Genomic DNA, 18,031 nt, shown 5'->3' on the forward strand with positions numbered 1-18,031 from the left:
GTGGAGTCGCGGGACGCAGTCGACGAGGAGTGGTGACCGTGAGCGAGACCCAGGTGACCTGGCTGACCCAGGAGGCTTACGACCGGCTCAAGGGTGAGCTGGACGAGCTCGTGGCCAACCGCCCGGTGATCGCCGCGAAGATCAACGAGGCCCGCGAGGAAGGTGACCTGCGGGAGAACGGCGGTTACCACGCCGCCCGCGAGGAGCAGGGGCAGATCGAGGCCCGCATCCGCCAGCTCCAGGAGCTCCTGCGCACGGCGAAGGTCGGCGACGTGCCCACCGAGTCCGGCGTGGCCCGCCCCGGTTCGGTGCTGACCGTCCGCTACGACGACGAGGACGAGACGGAGACGTTCCTGCTGGCCACCCGTGAGGAGGGTGCGCACGGCGACCTGGAGGTCTACTCCCCGAGCTCGCCGCTGGGCCAGGCCCTGCTGGACGCCAAGGAGGGCGAGACCCGCGAGTACGAGCTGCCCAACGGCGGCACCATGAAGGTCACGTTGGTCAAGGCCGAGCCCTACACCGGCTGATCGAGTTCCGCGCCGTGGGACGCCGGTGCCCCGTGGCACGGCGTTGCGGCCAGGCGAACACTGGAGATCCATTCCTCTGCACTGGGTCTTTTCCGCGCTGCGAATTGGGATCGTGACTGCGCACGCGCTGCCGCACCGGCAGTCGTGGAAAGCGTTGTGCCGTCATCGACTGTGCGCCCACGGTGCCCGTCGTTCGAATTCGCGGGCGGTGTCGTTCGCCTGTGCTCAGGAATCGAGCGCGCGCACGAGACTCGTCCTGCGCCGCGGGCGCCCCGGTCCCGGGGTGCCCGCGGCGTTCGTTCACCCCTGCGCCGCGATGCGTTCCAGGAGGGGGCGCACCCGGGGCGCCACCGGGGTGGACAGCGCGATCGACGTCGAGGTGCGGCGGACCCCGGTGACGCCGACGATCTCGTCGATGACCCGTTGCAGGTCCGCGTTCGAGCGCGCCACCATCCGGACGAACAGGTCGCCCTGCCCCGTGGTGGCGTGCACCTCGCAGACCTCGTCGATCGCGGCCAGCTGCTCGGCCACCACCGCCCGGTGCCCCTGCGCGATCTCCAGCACCGCGAAGGCCGTCAGGCCGTAGCCCATCGCCGCCAGGTCCAGCTCGGGCGGGAAGCCGAGCAGGATCCCGCGCTGGACCAACCGGTCCATCCGCGCCTGCACGGTGCCGCGCGCCACGCCCAGCCGGCGGGAGCACTCCAGCACGCCCAGGCGGGGCTCGTCGGACAACAGCAGCAGCAGGCGCGCGTCCAGCGCGTCCAGTCCCTCGGCGGTGCCAGCCACATCATCTCCTCAGCTCGGGCCCTCGGTCCGATCGCATCCTGAGCAGGTCGTCCCGCGGGGTCAACCGCAGCGGCCCAGCCCGGTTCAGCCCCCGGCGAGCAGCGTGTACCCGGCCGAGCGCAGCTCGCGGACCACGTCCTCGCGGTGCTCGGGCCCCCGGGTCTCCAGGGAGATCTCCACCTCGACCTCGCCGAGGGCCAGCGAGCCGGAGATCCGGGAGTGCTCGATGTCCAGGACGTTGGCGGTCAGCTCGCCGAGCGTGGCCAGCAGGCCGGCCAGGGACCCGGGCCGGTCCGGCAGGCGGATGCGCAGCGACAGGTAGCGGCCCGCGGCCGTCATGCCGTGCTGGATGACCTGGAGCAGCAGCAGCGGGTCGATGTTGCCGCCGGAGAGCACCGCCACCGTCGGCGGGGCCATCTGCTCGGGGTGCTGCAGCAGGGCCGCGACCGCGGCCGCCCCGGCCGGCTCGACCACGAGCTTCGCCCGCTCCAGGCACAGCAGCAGCGCCCGCGACAGCGCCTCCTCGCTCACCGTGAGCACCGCGTCGACCAGCTCCGAGACGTGCGCGAACGTCACCGGGCCCGGTTCGGCGACCGCGATGCCGTCGGCCATCGTCTGCGCCCCGGCCAGCCGCACCGGCTTGCCCGCCGCCAGCGAGACCGGCCACGCCGCGGCCTGTTCCGCCTGCACCGCCAGCACCCTCACCTGCGGGTGCTCGGCCTTCACCGCCGCGGCGATCCCGGAGACCAGGCCACCGCCGCCGGTCGGCACGACGATGCTGCGGACCTCCGGCAGCTGCTCCAGCACCTCCAGGCCGACGGTGCCCTGACCAGCGACGACGTCGGGGTGGTCGAAGGGGTGGATGAGCGCGGCACCGGTGCGGTCGGCGTGCTCCCGGGCGGCGGCGAGGGTCTCCTCCAGCGTCGCGCCGTGCAGCCGGACGTCGGCGCCGTAGGCCTTGGTCGCGGCCAGCTTCGGCAGCGGGACCAGCTCCGGCATGTACACCGTCGCGCTGATGCCGAGCAGCGAGGCCGCCAGCGCGACGCCCTGCGCGTGGTTGCCCGCGCTGGCCGCGACCACGCCGACCGCGCGCTGCGCCTCGTCCAGCGCCCGCAGCCGCACGTACGCGCCCCGGAGCTTGAACGACCCCGTGCGCTGGAGGTTCTCGCACTTGAGGTGGACGTCGCCGCCGCAGTGCTCCCCCAGCACCCGCGAGTGCTCCAGCGGGGTCCGCCGCGCGATCCCGGCGAGGTCGGCGCCCGCGGCCCGGATCCGGTCCACGTCGACCAGCCGCATGGGCTCATGGTGCCACCGCGGATCGGCGGTCACTCGAGCTGCACCTCGGTTACCCTCGAAGGAGCGGCCGGCCGGGTGCACCGTCGCGGAGGGGGCCACGCGCGACCGTCGAACGCCAGTCGGCCGACGGGCACCGGGGGAGCCCAGGACTGGAGGGGAGCGAGCATGTCGCAGCTGACTCCGACGAACCGCGCTCTCCCGCTGGTCACCGGGTTCGCCACCGCCGCGGCGCTGTCCGGCGCGGCGGTCCTCGCGGTGCTGCAGTCCGGGTGCGACGACCCCGGCACCTACCTCGTGCGCGACGACGTCGTGGAGCTGATCGGCGGGTGCCTCGAGCCCGACGACCTCCCGGTCACCCAGCGTCCGCCCGTCGCGGGCCTCGGCGACGACCACGCCGTGGCGCGCTGAGCCGCCCGCGAGCACGTGCCCGCGGGCGTGCCGTCAGTCCAGCGCCTGCAGGATGTCCTCGACCAGGTCGTCGGCGTCCTCGATGCCCACCGAGAGGCGGACCAGCTCGGCCGGGACCTGCAGCATCGAGCCCGCGGTGCTCGCGTGCGTCATGCGGCCGGGGTGCTCGATCAGCGACTCCACCCCGCCCAGCGACTCGGCCAGGGTGAACAGCCGGGTGCGCGCGCAGGCCTTGAGCGCCGCGTCCTCGCCGTCGGCGTGCAGGAACGAGACCATCCCGCCGAAGTGCCGCATCTGCCGGGCCGCGACCTCGTGGCCGGGGTGGTCCGGCAGCCCCGGGTAGAGGACCTTCGCGACCTTCGGGTGGTCGGCCAGCGCCTGGGCGATCCGCTCGGCGTTGGCGGAGTGCCGCTCCATGCGGACCGCGAGGGTCTTGGCGCCGCGCAGCGTGAGGAACGCGTCGAACGGCCCCGGCACCGCGCCCGCGCTGTTCTGCAGGAACGCGACCTGCTCGGCCAGTTCGTCGTCGGAGGTGACGACGGCGCCGCCGACCACGTCGGAGTGCCCGCCCAGGTACTTGGTCGTCGAGTGCACCACGACGTCCGCGCCGAGCTCCAGCGGCTGCTGCAGGAACGGCGAGGCGAAGGTGTTGTCCACGACCAGCTTCGCGCGCGCGTCGCGGGAGACCTGCGCCAGCGCGGCGATGTCGGCGATGGTGAGCAGCGGGTTGGTGGGCGTCTCGACCCACACCACCTTGGTGTTCGGCTGGATCGCCGCCCGCACCGCGTCCACGTCGGAGACCCGCGCCGGGGTGTACTCCACGCCCCAGCCGGTGAGCACCTTGTCGATCAGCCGGAACGTGCCGCCGTAGGCGTCGTCCGGGATGACCAGGTGGTCGCCGGGGCGCAGGGTCGCGCGCAGCACCGCGTCGGTGGCGGCCATGCCGGAGGCGAAGGCACGCCCGTGGCGGCCGCCCTCCAGCTCCGCCAGGCACCGCTCGAGCGCGGTGCGGGTCGGGTTGCCGGTGCGCGAGTACTCGTACCCGCCGCGCGTGCCGCCCACCCCGTCCTGGGCGTAGGTCGACGTGGCGTGGATCGGCACGATCACCGACCCGGTCGTCGGATCCGCCTCTTGACCCGCGTGGATCGCGCGGGTGGCAAAGCCATCACTCATGTGGAGCAGCGTACGACCCACAGCCGGTCCCGCCGACTCGACCCGCCGAACGCGAAGCGGCCCCCGACCGCGCTGGTCGGGGGCCGCTGTCGTCAGCTAGCGCGTCACCACTGCGGCGGCTGCGGGCCACCGGGGTAGCCGCCGGGCTGACCCGGCTGCTGGCCCGGCTGCTGGCCCGGCTGGCCGAACTGCTGCTGGCCCGGCTGGCCGAAGGCCTGCGGCTGGCCGTAACCACCCGCGGCGGCCGGCGCCGGGGCACCGCCCGCGGCGGCGAGGTACTGCTTGGTGCCCGGCAGGAACGCCAGCACGCCGATCGCGATGGCGATCAGCATCCCGAGGATGCCGAAGAAGATGGTGGCACCGCTCTGGTAGCCGCTGAACAGCATGATCAGCTGGCCGATCACGTACAGGCCGGACGCACCGGCGACCAGGACGGAGCCGATGCTCTTCTTCGTGATGATCATGATGCCGCCGACCAGCAGGGCGATGCTGGAGATCAGCAGCACGATGTAGACCGTCAGGATCAGGCCGTACGGCGGCAGCTCCGGCATCTCGGGCATCTCGATGCCGAGGTCACTGCCGAGGTTGCTGTACTGCTCCTGCGCCTTCTTGGCCTCTTCGTACAGGGCGTAGGCCGACCCGAGGCCGAACAGGCCGATCAGGTTGATGATCGAGCTGATGCCACCGATGACCGTCGCGACCCAACCCACGGTGAGCGCCATGGCCTTGTTGCCCGGGCCCTGCTGGCCGGGCTGGCCGTACGGCACCTGGCCCGGCTGCGGCGGCTGGGCACCGAAGCCCTGCTGGGCCTGCGGCGCCGGGAAGCCACCGCTGGGCGTCCCGGGCTGCTGCGGGAAGCCGCCCGGCTGGCTCTGGGTGCCGGGCTGCTGGTACATCGGCTGCGGGGGCTGCGCCGAGGGCGGCACCATGGCAGTCGCTTCGCCGCCCTGCCCGGCCAGCCCGGGCTGCTGGTACATCGGCTGCGGCGGCTGCATCGCCGGCGGCACGACCTGCGTCGAGTCGGACTGCTGCTGCTGTTGCTGCTGTCCCTGCGACTGCACGGGCCGCACGACCTGAGTCGCGTCGCTGCCAGCCTGGTTGGGGTCCTGCGGGTCCATCCGGTTCGAGATGGGGTCCGAACCCTGCTGACCGCCGTCCGGCGGCTGCGGAGAGCTCATCGGGTTGTCCTACTCCTCGGGGCGTAATGCTCAAACCTGGGCATGCGTCGACACACGCTATCTGATCGAGCAGCAGCGTAGTGCCGTTCCGTGACAAGTCGTCATCGACCGGCGATGAATCCCAGCACATCCTGCCGGGTGACCACGCCGGCGGGCTTGCCGTCGATCAACACCATCGCGCCGTCGGCCCCGGCCAGCGCGGTCATCGCGGCGCTGACCTCCTCGCCCGCGCCGATGGTCGGCAGCGGCGGGGACATGTGCGCCTCGACCCGGTCGGCGAGGTTCGCGCGACCGGCGAACAGCGCGTCCAGCAGGTCGCGCTCGTTGACCGCGCCCGCCACCTCGGCGGCCATGATCGGCGGCTCCGCGCGCACCACCGGCATCTGCGAGACGCCGAACTCGCGCATGATCGCCACCGCCTCGGCGACGGTCTCGTTCGGGTGGACGTGCACGAGGTCCGGGATGGTGCCGTCCTTGCGGCGCAGCACGTCGCCGACCGACCCGCCGGCGTGGTCCGGCGACAGGAAGCCGTACGAGGCCATCCAGGAGTCGTTGAAGACCTTGCCGAGGTAACCGCGGCCGCCGTCGGGCAGCAGCACCACGATCACGTCGTCCGGGTCCGCGGTCTCCGCGACCCGCAGCGCCGCCGCGACCGCCATCCCGCAGGAGCCGCCGACCAGCAGCGCCTCCTCGCGGGCCAGCCGCCGGGTCATCTCGAACGAGTCGGCGTCGGAGACCGCGATGATCTCGTCGCAGACGTCCCGGTCGTAGGTGGTCGGCCAGAAGTCCTCGCCGACGCCCTCCACCAGGTACGGCCGGCCGTTGCCGCCGGAGTAGACCGAGCCCTCCGGGTCGGCGCCGATGACCTTCACCTTGCCGTCGGAGACCTGCTTCAGGTACTGCCCGGTGCCGGAGATGGTGCCGCCGGTGCCGATGCCGGCGACGAAGTGCGTCACCTTGCCCTCGGTCTGCTTCCAGATCTCCGGGCCGGTGGAGTGCAGGTGGGACTCGGGGTTGGCCGGGTTGGAGTACTGGTCCGGCTTCCAGGCGCCCTCGATCTCCTCCACCAGCCGGTCGGAGACGCTGTAGTAGGAGTCGGGGTGCTCCGGCGGGACCGCGGTCGGGCAGACCACGACCTCCGCGCCGTAGGCCTTGAGGACGTTGCGCTTGTCCTCGCTGACCTTGTCCGGGCAGACGAAGACGCAGCGGTAGCCCTTGCGCTGGGCGACCATGGCCAGGCCGACGCCGGTGTTGCCGGAGGTCGGCTCCACGATGGTCCCGCCGGGACGCAGCGCGCCGGACTCCTCGGCGGCCTCGATCATGCGCAGCGCGATGCGGTCCTTCACGCTGCCACCGGGGTTCAGGTACTCGACCTTGGCCAGCACCGGGGTCTTGCCGGTCGCCACCGCGTTCAACCGCACCAAGGGGGTGCTGCCCACCAGGTCGGTGACGTGCTCGACGTAGTCCACGTCAGGTCCTCGATCCTTCCCAGACTGCTGTGTGCCATCGAGCCTAATGTGCTGGTCATCGCCGAACCCAGCGAGGCTCGCCGCGTCACCGCAGCACCGGGGACCCGTACCGCGCGAGTACCCGGTCGGGTGAAACTCCTCCGGCCCCCGGCGCGACACACCCGGTGGAACGACCTCGTGCACCACGACGTCGAACCCGAGGACGCAGCGCTCCACCTCGTGGACGGGGCGGAGCGGGGCGACCATGACCCACTCCGCAGGACGCGGCCGACCGGTGATCCCGGCGGCTCGGACCGGATCGAGGAGGGCCCATGATCGCGGCGAAGGCGCTCCGACTCGCACTGCTGGCCGCCGGCACGGCGGGCGGGCTTTCCGGAGCGGCGTACGGGCTGCTCAGCGGGCAGTCCAAGTACGCGCGGCGGGTGATCGGTCCACCGGCCAACGACCCGCTGCGCGCCGACGGCATCCACCTGCCGGACGGGACCGGCCCGGTGCCCCGGCAGGAACTGCCCGACGGGGTCGAGCCGCTGGAGTTCGCCGTGCTCGGCGACTCCGCCGCGGCCGGGCTGGGGGTGGACTTCCCCTCCGAGCTGCCCGGCGTGCGGCTGGCGCGCGGGCTCGCCGAGGAGCTGGACCGACCGGTCGCGCTCACCACCCGCGCCATCGTCGGCACCACCTCGCAGGAGCTGGGGGCGCAGGTCGACGCCGTGCTGGTGCGGCCGCCGAGGCTGGTGCTGATCATCGTCGGGGCCAACGACGTCACCTCGAAGCTGCCGGTCTCGACGTGCGCCCAGCTGCTGGGCGACGCGGTGCGACGGCTGGTCGAGGCCGACGTGGCGGTGGTCGTCGGCACCTGCCCGGACCTGGGCGCGATCCGGCCCATCCCGCAGCCGCTGCGGTCGATCGCGCGGCACTGGAGCCTGGCGCTCGGACGCGCGCAGCGGCGGGCGGTGGAGGCGGCCGGTGGGCACGCCGTCCCGCTGGCCGACCTGCTGTCGCCGGAGTTCCTGGCCCGGCCGACCGAGTTCTTCAGCCCGGACCGGTACCACCCGTCGGCGGCCGGGTACGAGGCGGCGACGAAGGTCCTGCTGCCCGTGATGTGCGCGGCGATCGGCGCGTGGGAGGGCGGCCCGCTGCCGACCGCGCCGACCCGGTCCGAGGCGGCCGAGGCACGCCGCCCGACGAGCCGCATCGTGGCGCGCCTCAACCGCCACCTGCACCGCCGCTCCCGCTGACCCGCGCCCGCGCACACCCGCGGGCACCTCCGGCCCCGAGGCGACGGGCACCCCCGCGGAACGCGGCGACCATCGCACGTACCAACCGGTCGGTCTTGCTTGTCCGGTGACTGCCGTCACCGCCAAGATGGCAGCACCGGACCTAGAGTGACCGACCAGTAGGTCAACGTCGCGCGGGCCGAGCGGATCGCCGCGGCGGCACGCCCACGACCGCGAACGAAGGAGTTCCCATGCCCGAAGCAGTCATCGTCGCCACGGCGCGATCCCCCATCGGCCGCGCCGGCAAGGGGTCGCTCAAGGACCTCCGGCCGGACGACCTCACCGCCCAGATCGTCCGCGCCGCGCTCGACAAGGTGCCCGAGCTCGACCCCACCGAGATCGACGACCTGATGCTGGGCTGCGGCCTGCCCGGCGGCGAGCAGGGCTACAACATGGCGCGCGTGGTCGCGGTGCTGCTCGGCTACGACCACCTGCCCGGCACCACCGTCACCCGCTACTGCTCGTCGAGCCTGCAGACCACCCGGATGGCGATGCACGCGATCAAGGCCGGCGAGGGCGACGTGTTCATCAGCGCCGGCGTGGAGATGGTCTCCCGGTTCGCCAAGGGCAACTCCGACTCGCTCGAGGACACCAAGAACCCGGTGTTCGCCGAGGCGCAGGCGCGCACCCAGAAGGTCGCCGAGGAGGGCGCGGACTCCTGGACCGACCCGCGCACCCTGGACGAGGTCCCGGACGTCTACATCCCGATGGGCCAGACCGCGGAGAACCTGGCGCGGCTCAAGGGCGTCACCCGCGACGAGATGGACGACTTCGGCGTCCGCTCGCAGAACCTGGCCGAGAAGGCCATCGCCGACGGCTTCTGGGCCCGCGAGATCACGCCGGTCACCACCCCCGACGGCACGGTCGTCGACGCCGACGACGGCCCGCGGCCGGGCGTGACCAAGGAGGGCGTGGCCGCGCTCAAGCCGGTGTTCCGCCCGGACGGCCGGATCACCGCGGGCAACTGCTGCCCGCTCAACGACGGCGCCGCCGCCTTGGTGATCATGAGCGACACCAAGGCGAAGCAGCTCGGCCTGACCCCGCTGGCGCGCATCGTGTCCACCGGCGTCTCCGGCCTGTCGCCGGAGATCATGGGCCTGGGCCCGGTGGAGGCGTCGAAGCAGGCGCTCGAGCGCGCCGGCATGACCATCGACGACATCGACCTGGTGGAGATCAACGAGGCGTTCGCCGCCCAGGTGATCCCCTCGTACAAGGACCTGGGCATCCCGCTGGAGAAGCTGAACGTCAACGGTGGCGCGATCGCGGTGGGCCACCCGTTCGGCATGACCGGCGCCCGCATCACCACGACGCTGATCAACTCCCTGCAGTGGCACGACAAGCAGTTCGGCCTGGAGACGATGTGCGTCGGCGGTGGCCAGGGCATGGCCATGGTCATCGAGCGCTTGAGCTGATCCCCGGGACACGACAACGGGGCCCTGCCGGTCGGCAGGGCCCCGTTCCACGTCGTGCTGGAGGTCAGTCCCGCTGGAAGTAGGACAGCAGGCGCAGGATCTCCAGGTAGAGCCAGACCAGGGTGGTCATCAGGCCGAAGGCGATGTACCAGGCGAACTTGGCGTCCACACCGCTGCGGATGGCCTGGTCGGCGGCGTCGAAGTCCAGCAGGAAGCTGAACGCCGCGATGCCGATGCACAGCAGGCTGAAGCCGATGCCCAGGGCACCGCCCTCCCGCAGGCCGAGCCCGCCGGCGGTGAAGAAGCTGGCGATCAGGTTCACCAGCATCAGCACGAAGACACCGGCGAGGGCGCCGATGATCCACTTGGTCAGCTTCGGCGTGACCCGGACCGCCCCGGTCTTGTAGACCACCAGCATGGCCGCGAACACACCGATCGTGCCCGCGATGGCCTGCATGATGATGCCGGAGTTCCCGACCCACGTGGCGAACACGTAGCTGATCCCGCCGAGGAACACGCCCTCGACCGCCGAGTAGGCGATGACCAGGGCCGGGCGGACCTTCTTGGTGAACATGATCACCAAGGAGATGACCAGCCCGACGATCGCGGCGGGCAGCGCCAGCGCGACCGCGGACGGCCCGACCAGGTAGGTCAGGGTGCCGGTGACCACCGCCAGGGCGAGGGTGATCGCGGTCTTGGTGACCACGTCGTCAATGGTCATCGGACGCGAGGTCTGCGGCGGCGCGGTGGACGCCCCGCCGAAGGGCGATGCGGCCTGCCCCTGGCCGTAGTTGAAGTTCGCGTAACCGCCGGTCGTCGGCAGGTTGCGGAACGCGGGGTTGCTCGTTGTGCGCAACTCATCCTCCTGGGCGTGCTTGCGCCGTCACTCGGAACAACGCTCGGCAGCGCTGACCGGTTCCCGGTTCGGTAAAGGGTGACTTTACTCGCCGGAGGCGCCCCTCCCCAGCTCCCCCGATGACCAGTCGACAACGATCCAGCGGCGGACAACGATCACGTTGCGCCGCCAACCGATCGGAGTGGCTGCGGCGAGTGCGCGACGGTCCCGTGACCGGCGCCACCCCGCTCCGCCGGACGGGTGAATACCGCAGGCCACACCGGCACCGGTCATCAACGCGTCGTGATTGGGCAGGTCGACCGGATGACCTCTTGTGGGCACGCTCCGTGATCGGAAGTATCGCTTCGGGCGTCCGCGCGGTTCCTGGTCGGGGTTCAGCAGAACGAACACGCGGCGCCGCATCACCTCCACCACCGGAACTGGAGCTCGCATGCGCACGTTCAGACGATGGGTCACGGCGGTGCTCGGCACCGCCGTGCTCGCTGGGGGCAGCCTGCTGGCCGTCCCCGGCGCCGCCGGCGCCGACCCGCAGGAAGGGGTCGGCCACGAGACCCGGCCAGCCCAGCCGTACCGGGGCAACCCGGAACCGGACCGCGACTGGCTCGGCTCCTACCTGGTCAACGGCCAGCAGGTGTGGTGCGTGCAGTTCGCGCTGACCGCACCGGACAGCGGCGAGGAGTACCAGCCCGGCGACGAGCTGCGGACCAAGTGGGGCACCCCGATCCCCGACGACACCGCGGCCGACATCTCGTACCTGCTGCTGCGCTACGGCAACACCCAGTCGCCCGACGAGGCCGCCGCGCTGGCGCACCTGCTGCACTCGTGGACCGCCGCGCCGCGCAGCCAGGCCGACCTGGACCCGGGCAACGACTTCACCCGCATCGCCTACGACGTCGACGGCCACTACGCCAAGCTCCCCGCGGGCGCGCAGCAGGCCGTGGAGGCGCTCAGGGCCGAGGCCGCTCAGAACCGCGGGCCGTGGCAGGCCGAGCTGACCGCCCCGGAGGGCGAGCAGACCATCGGGCAGGCCGCGGAGTGGACGCTGAGCGTGCACCGGCCCGACGGCGGGGGCATCGGCGGTGTGCCCGTGACGCTGTCCGTCACCGACGCCGAGGTCGAGGGCCTCGCCGAGGACGGCACCGTCACCACGCCCGAGGACGGCAGCCCGCTGGTGCTCGCGGTGACCCCGACCGGGCCGAACCCGGCGATCACCGGCACCCTGTCCGCCCCGGCCGACCGGCCGTACGTGCGGCAGGCCGTCAACCAGCCCGACACCACCCAGCGCGTGGTGTCCACCGGCGGTGAGCAGGAGCTCTCCGTGGAGGCCGCGACCACCGCGGTGACCGCGCCGGGCGTGGTGCGGATCGGCAAGACCGACGCGGAGAGCCAGGCCGGCATCGCCGACGTCTCGCTGCGCGTCACCGCCGCCGACGGCTCGCCCGCCCTCCGCCAGGACGGCACGCCGCTGGTCGGCGAGGACGGCCGGCCGCTGGTGGTCGTCACCGGCGAGGACGGCACCGTCGAGGTCCCCGACCTGCGCACCCCGCAGGAGGTCACGGTCACCGAGGTCGCGCCCGCCCCGGGCTACGAGGAGGCGTTCGACGAGGCCGACCCGCCCTCGGTCACCGGCACCGTGGAGCCCGGGCAGACGCTGGAGCTGAGCCTGGTCAACACGCCGAACACGCCGACCGTGCCGATCCACATCCCGGCCGGTGACCCGACCGAGGACGGCGTGCCCGCCGGGCTGCTCGGCCTGGCCGGGCTGGCCGCCGTGACCGTCATCGGCGGGGCCGGGTTCGCGGTGCGCCGGCGGATCGGAGCGCGGCAGCGGTGACCGCACGGCGCCGTTCCCTGTTCGTCGTGGTGGCGGTCGCGGTGATCGCCCTGGTCGCGGTGGCCGTCGTGGTCGCCGCGGGCACGCTCACCGCACCTGCCACCAGCACCGCCGGGCACCAGCCCGCTCCTCCGTCCCCGCCCCCGCGGGCGGCGGCCGGGCCGCTGCCCGCGCAGCCGGTGCACGTGCCCGCCGGGCAGCCACCGGGCACCGTGCGGCTGCCGGAGGGCGGCACGGCCGAGCTGGTGCGCGAGGAGGTCGACCGCTCCGGCACGCTGCCGGTGCCCGACGGCGTCGACGAGGCGTCCTGGTGGGGCGCCGGGCTCGACGCCCCGAAGGGGGCGACGGTGCTGGCCGGGCACGTCAACTGGAAGGGCGAGGTCGGGCCGTTCGAGGAGCTGTGGCGGTCCGAACCCGGCCAGCAGGTGACCGTGGTCGACGAGCACGGCACGGAGTGGCGGTACCGGGTGTCGGAGGTCGTCACCGTGCACAAGGACGACCTGCCGTCCCGGGCCCGCGAGCTGTTCGGCCAGGGCGGTCCGCACCGCCTGGTCCTGGTCACCTGCGGCGGTCGCTACGTCGGCGGTGACCTGGGCTACGACGAGAACCGCATCGTCGTCGCGACCCCGGTCTGACCCGACAGCAGCGAGAGGGGCCAGTGGATCGGGTCCACCGGCCCCTCTGGCACGTCTCGGGGTCCCCGCGCGGGGGTCACCGTCGTTTCTTGCCCTTCTTGGCCGAGGACGCCTGCTTGCCCGGCCGGTTCTTCTTGCTGCCCTGCCGACCGCCCGGCCGCTGGCCGTTGGTGCTCTTCGGCTTGCCGGAGGTCGCGGTCGCGGTGGCCTTCGAGCCCTCGGCGGCGCCGTTGTCCTTGCCGTTCTGGCGCACCGGCTTCTGGCCCGGCTTCGGCCGCGGGGCGGCCTTCTTGGCCTCGATCTCCTTGGCCCTCTCCCGCTCCTGCTCGCGGTCGATCTTCTTGGTCAGGAAGTGCTGCTGGCCCAGGGTCCAGACGTTGTTGGCCAGCCAGTACAGCAGGACCGCGATCGGCAGGAACCACCCGGAGATGATCGCGCCGATCGGCGCGACGTACATCATGAACTTGGCCATCACCGCCGACTGCGGGTTGGCCATCGCCGCGTCGGTCTGCTTCTTCACCGACAGCCGCATGGTGAAGAAGGTGGCCACCGAGGCGATGATCATCAGCGGGATGCCGACGACCATCATCGAGGTGCGGTTGGTGCCGAACAGCGCCAGCTCGGCCTCGGGCTGGGTGATCCAGTTCGACAGCTTCGCGCCGAAGATGGACGCGTTGATGAACGACTCGACGCCCTGGGCGTCGAAGATGAAGTTGCTCTGCGCGCCCGGGTGGAAGTTCCGGAGGACGTGGAACAGGCTCAGGAAGACCGGGATCTGCAGGAGCGCGGGGAGGCAGCCGCCGAGCGGGTTGACCCCGTGCTCGGACTGCAGCTTCTGCATCTCCTGCGCCATGCGCTGGCGGTCGTTCTTGTACTTCTCCCGCAGCTTCTGGATCTGCGGGGCGAACTTCGCCATCTTGCGCCCGGCCCGCATCTGGCTGATGGCGGGCTTGAGCAGCACCACGCGGAGCGTGAAGACCAGGAAGAACACCGCGAGCGCCCAAGCGAAGCCGTTGTCCTCGCCGAGCACGGCGCCGAAGACCTTGTGCCAGAACCACAAGATCGCCGACACCGGGTAGAGGATGAAGGAGAAGAAGCTTTCCACTCAGTCACTCCTGGTCTGGGGCCAGTCCTGGACACGGCCCGCCCGTCCGGCGCTCCCGGGGCGTGCGCGGTCGGCCGAACCGCGCGGGATCGGCCATTCCCAGGGTGCCATGCCGTGGTGCGGCAGCCCCCGGGAGGGGGACGTAGCGCACACGGAGTGACGAGGCGGGCGCCCCGTCCCAGGGGCCGCCCGCGCTCCTGCTGCTTCTCGGGTCGACGGCCCTGACCTGCGCCGATGAGCTCAGCGCTTGAGGGCGCGCGACACGATCCGGCCGCCGTAGAGGTAGATCAGGGCGGCGAGGCCGTAGTTGAGCACCACGCCGATCGTCGCGTCCCCGGGCTGGAACACGTCGCCGAGGCCGAACACGAAGAACTTCGCGGTCCCGTAGGTGAACGACACGAAGCCGTTCTCCTGGTTGGCCCCGGTGACCACGAAGATCACGTGCAGCACGAAGATCAGCGCGATCAGCCCGGTGACCACGCCGATCACGCGGCCGATGGTGTCCGCGCTGGGCCCGCTGAACCGGGGACCGCGGTCCTCGTGGTCGTAGCGGTCCTCCCGCGGCGGCCGCCGGCGGCGTTCCCGGGGCGGTTCGTCGCGGTAGTCGTCGTAGTCGTCGTAGGCGTCCCGGTAGCGGTCGCCGCGCCGGTCGTGGTGCTCGTAGTAGGCGTCGCGGTAGCCGTCCTCGTAGGCGTCGCGGTACCGCGCCTCGTCCCGGCGGTCGTCGGCGTAGGGGTCCGGGTCCGGGTCGCGGAGCGTGCCCGACTCGCGGTAGGGCCCCGGCTCGTCGAGGCCGTCCAGGCGCTGCTGGACCCGCGTCGCCGGGTACTGGTTCGGCGGTCCCTGCGGGGCGCCGGGCGGAGGTGCCGGCGGCCCACCCTGCGGCGGGCCCGGCGGACCGGGCGGTGGGCCCGGACGGCCGGCACCGGGCGGCACCGGTCCCGCACCGGGTGGCGGCCCCGGGGGTCCGGGCGGCACCGGGCCGGGCGGGGGTCCCTGCGGACCGGCGGGCGGCGGGGGTCCCTGCTGCGGGGGCGGCGGGGGTCCCTGCGGGGCCGCACCGGGCGGCGGACCCTGCGGGGGTGCCGGACGCGGCCCGCCGGGTGGCGGGGTCGGCGGTCCGGCCTGCCCGAGCTGCCGGGTCTCCTGTGCCTGCGGCGGTTGCCCGTCCGGCGGCCCCTGCCGGGGAGGTGCCTGCGGCGGGCGCCCCGGAGGGACCGGTCCCTGCGGCGGCGCACCCTGCGGGCGCCCAGGCGGGGGCCCGGACGGTCCGGGGCCCGGCCGGCCGGCTGGAGGCTCTGCACGCTCATTGGCCATGGCCGCGCATTGTCCTGGTTGATCGCCCCGGTGGGAAACCCCCATCCCGCGCCGCCACCCGTGGCACCTGCCACAGTCCGCCCGAACAGCCCTGCTGACCTGCGCGGACGGTCGTCAGGTCCCGGACCGTCAGGAAGCCGTGCGCGGTGAGGTCGCGGGTGCCGCAGTCGGTCAGCACGACGCCCCTCGCCCGCAGGCCGCCCGCGGTGTCCACCTGGCCCGCGGCGATCTCCACCCCGGTTCCCGGGCAGCCCGAGGCCTCACTGCTGTGGGTCGGGGCCGCTCACGAGCCGGCCCCTCCACCGCGAGGTCACGCCGTGCGCTCCCGCCCCCGGGGAGCACCGCCGCCCAGCCCGTGGTCACGCCTCCGCCGCGGCGTCCGGCACGACGACGAGGCTCACCACGTGCCGGACCCGGTCGGGGGTCGGCTCGTTGCCGGTCCGCGCGACGACGACCGCGGTGAGCTCCTCGATCAGCTCGGCGTACTCCTCCGGGGTCAGCCACACCGCGCCCTGCCGGTAGGCGACGCCGTCCTCGGCGGGCTTCGCGCCGTCGCTGGAGAGGTAGCGCTCGAAGTCGGCCATGAGCGAGGCCGAGAAGGCGGTGAAGGCGCGGCGGTGGTCCTCCAGCGACATGGCCTCGCGGGCCTCCGGGTCGACGACCGCCTGGTCCTGGCGCACCCGGTAGCTGCGCTCCACGGTGCCGCGCACCCGCTTCTCCTCCACCACCTCCAGCACGCCGGCTTCGGCGAGCACCGCGACGTGCCGGTACATCGTCGCGGGCGGGATGTCCGGGAGGCGCTCGCGCAGCTGCGCGGTGGTCAGCGGGTCCGAGCCGAACAGCGTCTTCAGGATGCGCGCCCGGACCGGGTGCAGGAGGAGGTCCGCGGAAGCCATGGACCTACGATCTCACACCTGATAACGTTCTCAAAGTTGAGAACGATGAGAAGGGTGAGACGTGCGGGATGTCGAGATCACGGCCACGGCGGACGACGGGCTCCCGCTGGCCGGCACGCTGACGCTGCCCACCGGCCCGAGCCCGCACCCGGCGGTCCTGCTGCTGCACGGCTCCGGGCAGGTGGACCGCGACTCCAACGCCCGCGGTCTCCGCGTCGGGCTCGGCCCGCCGCTGGCCGCCGCGCTCGCCGCGAAGGGGATCGCCGCGCTGCGCTACGACCGGCGCGGTGTCGGCGCGACCCCGGGCGGCTGGCGCACGACCGGGTTCACCGACACCACCCGCGACGCCGCCGCGGCACTGCGCGCCCTGGCCGGACGGCCCGAGGTCCGCGAGGACGCCGTGGGCGTCGTCGGCCACAGCGAAGGCGCGGTGCACGCCATGTCGCTCGGCTCGGACCCGCTGGTCCGGGCGGTCGTGCTGCTGGCCGGGTACGCCCGCCGCGGCGAGGACGCCCTGCGCTGGCAGGCCCGGACGCTGGTCGGCGAGCTGCCCGCTCCCGTGCGGTCGCTGGTGCGGCGGCTGGGCAACCGGCACCTGGCCCGGATCAAGGCGACCACCACGGACGCCGGGCGCGTCCACGGCGTGCCGGTGAACGCCCGGTGGTTCCGGGAGATGCTCGCGCACGACCCGCGGGCGGCCCTGGCGGAGATCGACGCCCCCGTGCTGGCGATCACCGGCGACAAGGACGTCCAGGTCGACCCGGCCGACCTCGCCGAGATCCGGCGGCTCGTGCCCGGGGACGTCGAAGTGCACCGGATCCCCGACCTCACCCACCTGCTGCGCCGCGCCCCCGGGCGGCCGTCGGTGCGCTCCTACCCCGAGCTGCTGCGCCGCCCGGTCGACGCCGGCCTGCTGGCCCAGGTGACCGACTGGCTCGCCCACCGGCTCCACTCCACGAAGGGAACCCCGCAGTGACCACCGAAGACCCCGCTCGCAAGGAGAGCGGTCCCCTCCTCTTCCTCGCCGTCACGTTCGCCACCGCGTGGGCGGCGTGGGGCGTCGCGATCGCGCTCGGGCAGCCCGCGATGAGCTTCCCGACCGTCATCCCCTACCTGGTCGGCGCTTTCGGCCCGATGTTCGGCGCGATCGCGGTCCGCCTGCGCCGCGCCGCACGCCGTCGGTCGGCACCCGCGCACGCGGTGCGATTCCCGCTGACCGGGCTGCTCTGGACGCCCGTCCTGCTGGTGGTGGCCGCGGGGACCGTCGTGGGCGGCGCGCTGCTCGCGCAGCAGCTGGGTGGCCCGCCGGTGAGCCTGCCCGCGGCGCTGACCCTCCTCGAGACGTCCGGCGGCCCGATCGCGTTCGCGGCCGTGATGCTCGTCGTCGGCCCGCTGAGCGAGGAGTTCGGCTGGCGGGGCACGATGCACCCCCGGTTGCGGGCGAGGATGGGCCTGCTGCCGGCCGGGCTGCTGCTGGGCGTCGTCTGGTCGGTGTGGCACCTGCCGCTGTTCTTCGTCGCCGGGACCGTCCAGAACGCCTTCGGCCTGCTCACCCCCAGCGGCCTGGTCTACCTGGTCAGCGTGGTCCCGATGGCGGTGCTCGCCGCCTGCGGGTACGAGCGCGCCGGGGTCCTCGGCGCGGTCGTCGTCCACTTCGGCGCGAACGCCACGATGTCCCTGGTGGGGGTCAGCGAGCTCCTGCCGCAAGCGCTGGTCGTGGGCGCGCAGGCCGTCGCCGCGCTGGTCCTGCTGGCGGTGCACCGCGACCGCCGGGAGAAGGCCTCCGCGGCGCACGGACCGGTCCGCGAGCAGCCCGCCCCGGCGCTCCGCTGAGGCGCGTGGAGACCGTGCCGCCGGGCCGTGTG

General features: G+C 73.2%; 17 protein-coding genes. 8 read left to right on the top strand and 9 right to left on the bottom strand.

Features of this window, described 5'->3' with window-relative positions; genetic code table 11:
- Positions 1 to 38: 38 nt before the first annotated feature.
- The gene (greA, locus tag HNR68_RS26145) at positions 39 to 527 is read left to right on the top strand and encodes a transcription elongation factor GreA (protein ID WP_179724362.1); all 489 of its coding nucleotides are present in this window, start codon (positions 39 to 41) and stop codon (positions 525 to 527) included.
- 300 nt (positions 528 to 827) lie between these two features.
- On the opposite strand, the gene HNR68_RS26150 is transcribed toward greA, so the two are convergent.
- Both HNR68_RS26150 and ilvA read right to left on the bottom strand, forming a co-directional pair.
- On the bottom strand, positions 828 to 1,313 hold the full coding sequence (locus HNR68_RS26150; RefSeq protein ID WP_179724363.1) for an Lrp/AsnC ligand binding domain-containing protein: 486 nt from the start codon (positions 1,311 to 1,313) through the stop codon (positions 828 to 830).
- 84 nt (positions 1,314 to 1,397) lie between these two features.
- Positions 1,398 to 2,609: a threonine ammonia-lyase gene (gene ilvA, locus HNR68_RS26155; RefSeq protein WP_179724364.1), complete on the bottom strand. Its 1,212-nt coding sequence runs from the start codon at positions 2,607 to 2,609 to the stop codon at positions 1,398 to 1,400.
- A gap of 165 nt (positions 2,610 to 2,774) precedes the next feature.
- Between ilvA and HNR68_RS26160 the strand changes: the two genes are divergently transcribed.
- Positions 2,775 to 3,017, top strand: coding sequence for a hypothetical protein (locus tag HNR68_RS26160; protein ID WP_179724365.1), 243 nt, complete (start codon positions 2,775 to 2,777; stop codon positions 3,015 to 3,017).
- Positions 3,018 to 3,050: 33 nt separating this feature from the next.
- Here the strand turns inward: HNR68_RS26160 and HNR68_RS26165 are convergent, their stop codons facing one another.
- From HNR68_RS26165 to HNR68_RS26175, 3 genes are all read right to left on the bottom strand, one after another.
- Positions 3,051 to 4,190 (bottom strand): cystathionine gamma-synthase, encoded by a 1,140-nt coding sequence (locus HNR68_RS26165; protein WP_179724366.1) that lies wholly within the window; start codon positions 4,188 to 4,190, stop codon positions 3,051 to 3,053.
- Positions 4,191 to 4,294: 104 nt separating this feature from the next.
- Complete coding sequence (locus HNR68_RS26170; protein WP_179724367.1) at positions 4,295 to 5,368, bottom strand: hypothetical protein; 1,074 nt, start codon at positions 5,366 to 5,368, stop codon at positions 4,295 to 4,297.
- 101 nt (positions 5,369 to 5,469) lie between these two features.
- On the bottom strand, positions 5,470 to 6,837 hold the full coding sequence (locus HNR68_RS26175; protein ID WP_179724368.1) for a cystathionine beta-synthase: 1,368 nt from the start codon (positions 6,835 to 6,837) through the stop codon (positions 5,470 to 5,472).
- A 311-nt stretch (positions 6,838 to 7,148) separates the two neighbouring features.
- On the opposite strand from HNR68_RS26175, the gene HNR68_RS26180 reads away from it, so the two are divergent.
- Both HNR68_RS26180 and HNR68_RS26185 read left to right on the top strand, forming a co-directional pair.
- Complete coding sequence (locus tag HNR68_RS26180) at positions 7,149 to 8,072, top strand: SGNH/GDSL hydrolase family protein (RefSeq protein WP_179724369.1); 924 nt, start codon at positions 7,149 to 7,151, stop codon at positions 8,070 to 8,072.
- Between the two features lie 230 nt (positions 8,073 to 8,302).
- On the top strand, positions 8,303 to 9,523 hold the full coding sequence (locus HNR68_RS26185; RefSeq protein WP_179724370.1) for an acetyl-CoA C-acetyltransferase: 1,221 nt from the start codon (positions 8,303 to 8,305) through the stop codon (positions 9,521 to 9,523).
- A gap of 64 nt (positions 9,524 to 9,587) precedes the next feature.
- On the opposite strand, the gene HNR68_RS26190 is transcribed toward HNR68_RS26185, so the two are convergent.
- Positions 9,588 to 10,379, bottom strand: coding sequence for a Bax inhibitor-1/YccA family protein (locus HNR68_RS26190; RefSeq protein WP_179724371.1), 792 nt, complete (start codon positions 10,377 to 10,379; stop codon positions 9,588 to 9,590).
- Between the two features lie 430 nt (positions 10,380 to 10,809).
- On the opposite strand from HNR68_RS26190, the gene HNR68_RS26195 reads away from it, so the two are divergent.
- Both HNR68_RS26195 and HNR68_RS26200 read left to right on the top strand, forming a co-directional pair.
- Complete coding sequence (locus HNR68_RS26195) at positions 10,810 to 12,213, top strand: MSCRAMM family protein (RefSeq protein WP_179724372.1); 1,404 nt, start codon at positions 10,810 to 10,812, stop codon at positions 12,211 to 12,213.
- Positions 12,210 to 12,848 carry a sortase domain-containing protein gene (locus tag HNR68_RS26200; protein ID WP_179724373.1) on the top strand — a complete coding sequence of 213 codons (639 nt, stop codon included), beginning with the start codon at positions 12,210 to 12,212 and terminating at the stop codon, positions 12,846 to 12,848. Before HNR68_RS26195 ends, HNR68_RS26200 begins: the two co-directional genes overlap by 4 nt.
- 76 nt (positions 12,849 to 12,924) lie before the next feature.
- Here HNR68_RS26200 and yidC read toward each other — a convergent pair whose 3' ends face one another.
- The 3 genes from yidC to HNR68_RS26215 all read right to left on the bottom strand — a co-directional run bounded on the left by yidC (position 12,925) and on the right by HNR68_RS26215 (position 16,166).
- Positions 12,925 to 13,953 carry a membrane protein insertase YidC gene (gene yidC, locus HNR68_RS26205; protein ID WP_179724374.1) on the bottom strand — a complete coding sequence of 343 codons (1,029 nt, stop codon included), beginning with the start codon at positions 13,951 to 13,953 and terminating at the stop codon, positions 12,925 to 12,927.
- 240 nt (positions 13,954 to 14,193) lie between these two features.
- Positions 14,194 to 14,889, bottom strand: a complete 696-nt coding sequence (locus HNR68_RS27050) for a hypothetical protein (protein ID WP_343050419.1) — start codon at positions 14,887 to 14,889, stop codon at positions 14,194 to 14,196.
- A 740-nt stretch (positions 14,890 to 15,629) separates the two neighbouring features.
- Complete coding sequence (locus HNR68_RS26215) at positions 15,630 to 16,166, bottom strand: helix-turn-helix domain-containing protein (protein WP_179724375.1); 537 nt, start codon at positions 16,164 to 16,166, stop codon at positions 15,630 to 15,632.
- Positions 16,167 to 16,227: 61 nt separating this feature from the next.
- On the opposite strand from HNR68_RS26215, the gene HNR68_RS26220 reads away from it, so the two are divergent.
- Together HNR68_RS26220 and HNR68_RS27055 are read left to right on the top strand one after the other, a co-directional pair.
- Positions 16,228 to 17,142 carry an alpha/beta fold hydrolase gene (locus HNR68_RS26220; protein WP_179724376.1) on the top strand — a complete coding sequence of 305 codons (915 nt, stop codon included), beginning with the start codon at positions 16,228 to 16,230 and terminating at the stop codon, positions 17,140 to 17,142.
- Positions 17,139 to 17,999 carry a CPBP family intramembrane glutamic endopeptidase gene (locus HNR68_RS27055; protein WP_343050420.1) on the top strand — a complete coding sequence of 287 codons (861 nt, stop codon included), beginning with the start codon at positions 17,139 to 17,141 and terminating at the stop codon, positions 17,997 to 17,999. The genes HNR68_RS26220 and HNR68_RS27055 overlap by 4 nt, the downstream gene beginning before the upstream one ends.
- The last annotated feature ends 32 nt before the right edge of the window (positions 18,000 to 18,031 follow it).

It is taken from the genome of Saccharopolyspora hordei (assembly GCF_013410345.1).
Classification (GTDB): Bacteria; Actinomycetota; Actinomycetes; order Mycobacteriales; family Pseudonocardiaceae; genus Saccharopolyspora; species Saccharopolyspora hordei.

Excerpts from the sequence above, each read along its gene's own strand:
- ilvA (WP_179724364.1), bottom strand. The coding sequence starts at position 2,609 with ATGCGGCTGGTCGACGTGGACCGGATCCGGGCCGCGGGCGCCGACCTC.
- HNR68_RS26160 (WP_179724365.1), top strand. The coding sequence starts at position 2,775 with ATGTCGCAGCTGACTCCGACGAACCGCGCTCTCCCGCTGGTCACCGGG.
- HNR68_RS26165 (WP_179724366.1), bottom strand. The coding sequence starts at position 4,190 with ATGAGTGATGGCTTTGCCACCCGCGCGATCCACGCGGGTCAAGAGGCG.
- HNR68_RS26170 (WP_179724367.1), bottom strand. The coding sequence starts at position 5,368 with ATGAGCTCTCCGCAGCCGCCGGACGGCGGTCAGCAGGGTTCGGACCCC.
- HNR68_RS26180 (WP_179724369.1), top strand. The coding sequence starts at position 7,149 with ATGATCGCGGCGAAGGCGCTCCGACTCGCACTGCTGGCCGCCGGCACG.
- HNR68_RS26185 (WP_179724370.1), top strand. The coding sequence starts at position 8,303 with ATGCCCGAAGCAGTCATCGTCGCCACGGCGCGATCCCCCATCGGCCGC.
- HNR68_RS26195 (WP_179724372.1), top strand. The coding sequence starts at position 10,810 with ATGCGCACGTTCAGACGATGGGTCACGGCGGTGCTCGGCACCGCCGTG.
- HNR68_RS26215 (WP_179724375.1), bottom strand. The coding sequence starts at position 16,166 with ATGGCTTCCGCGGACCTCCTCCTGCACCCGGTCCGGGCGCGCATCCTG.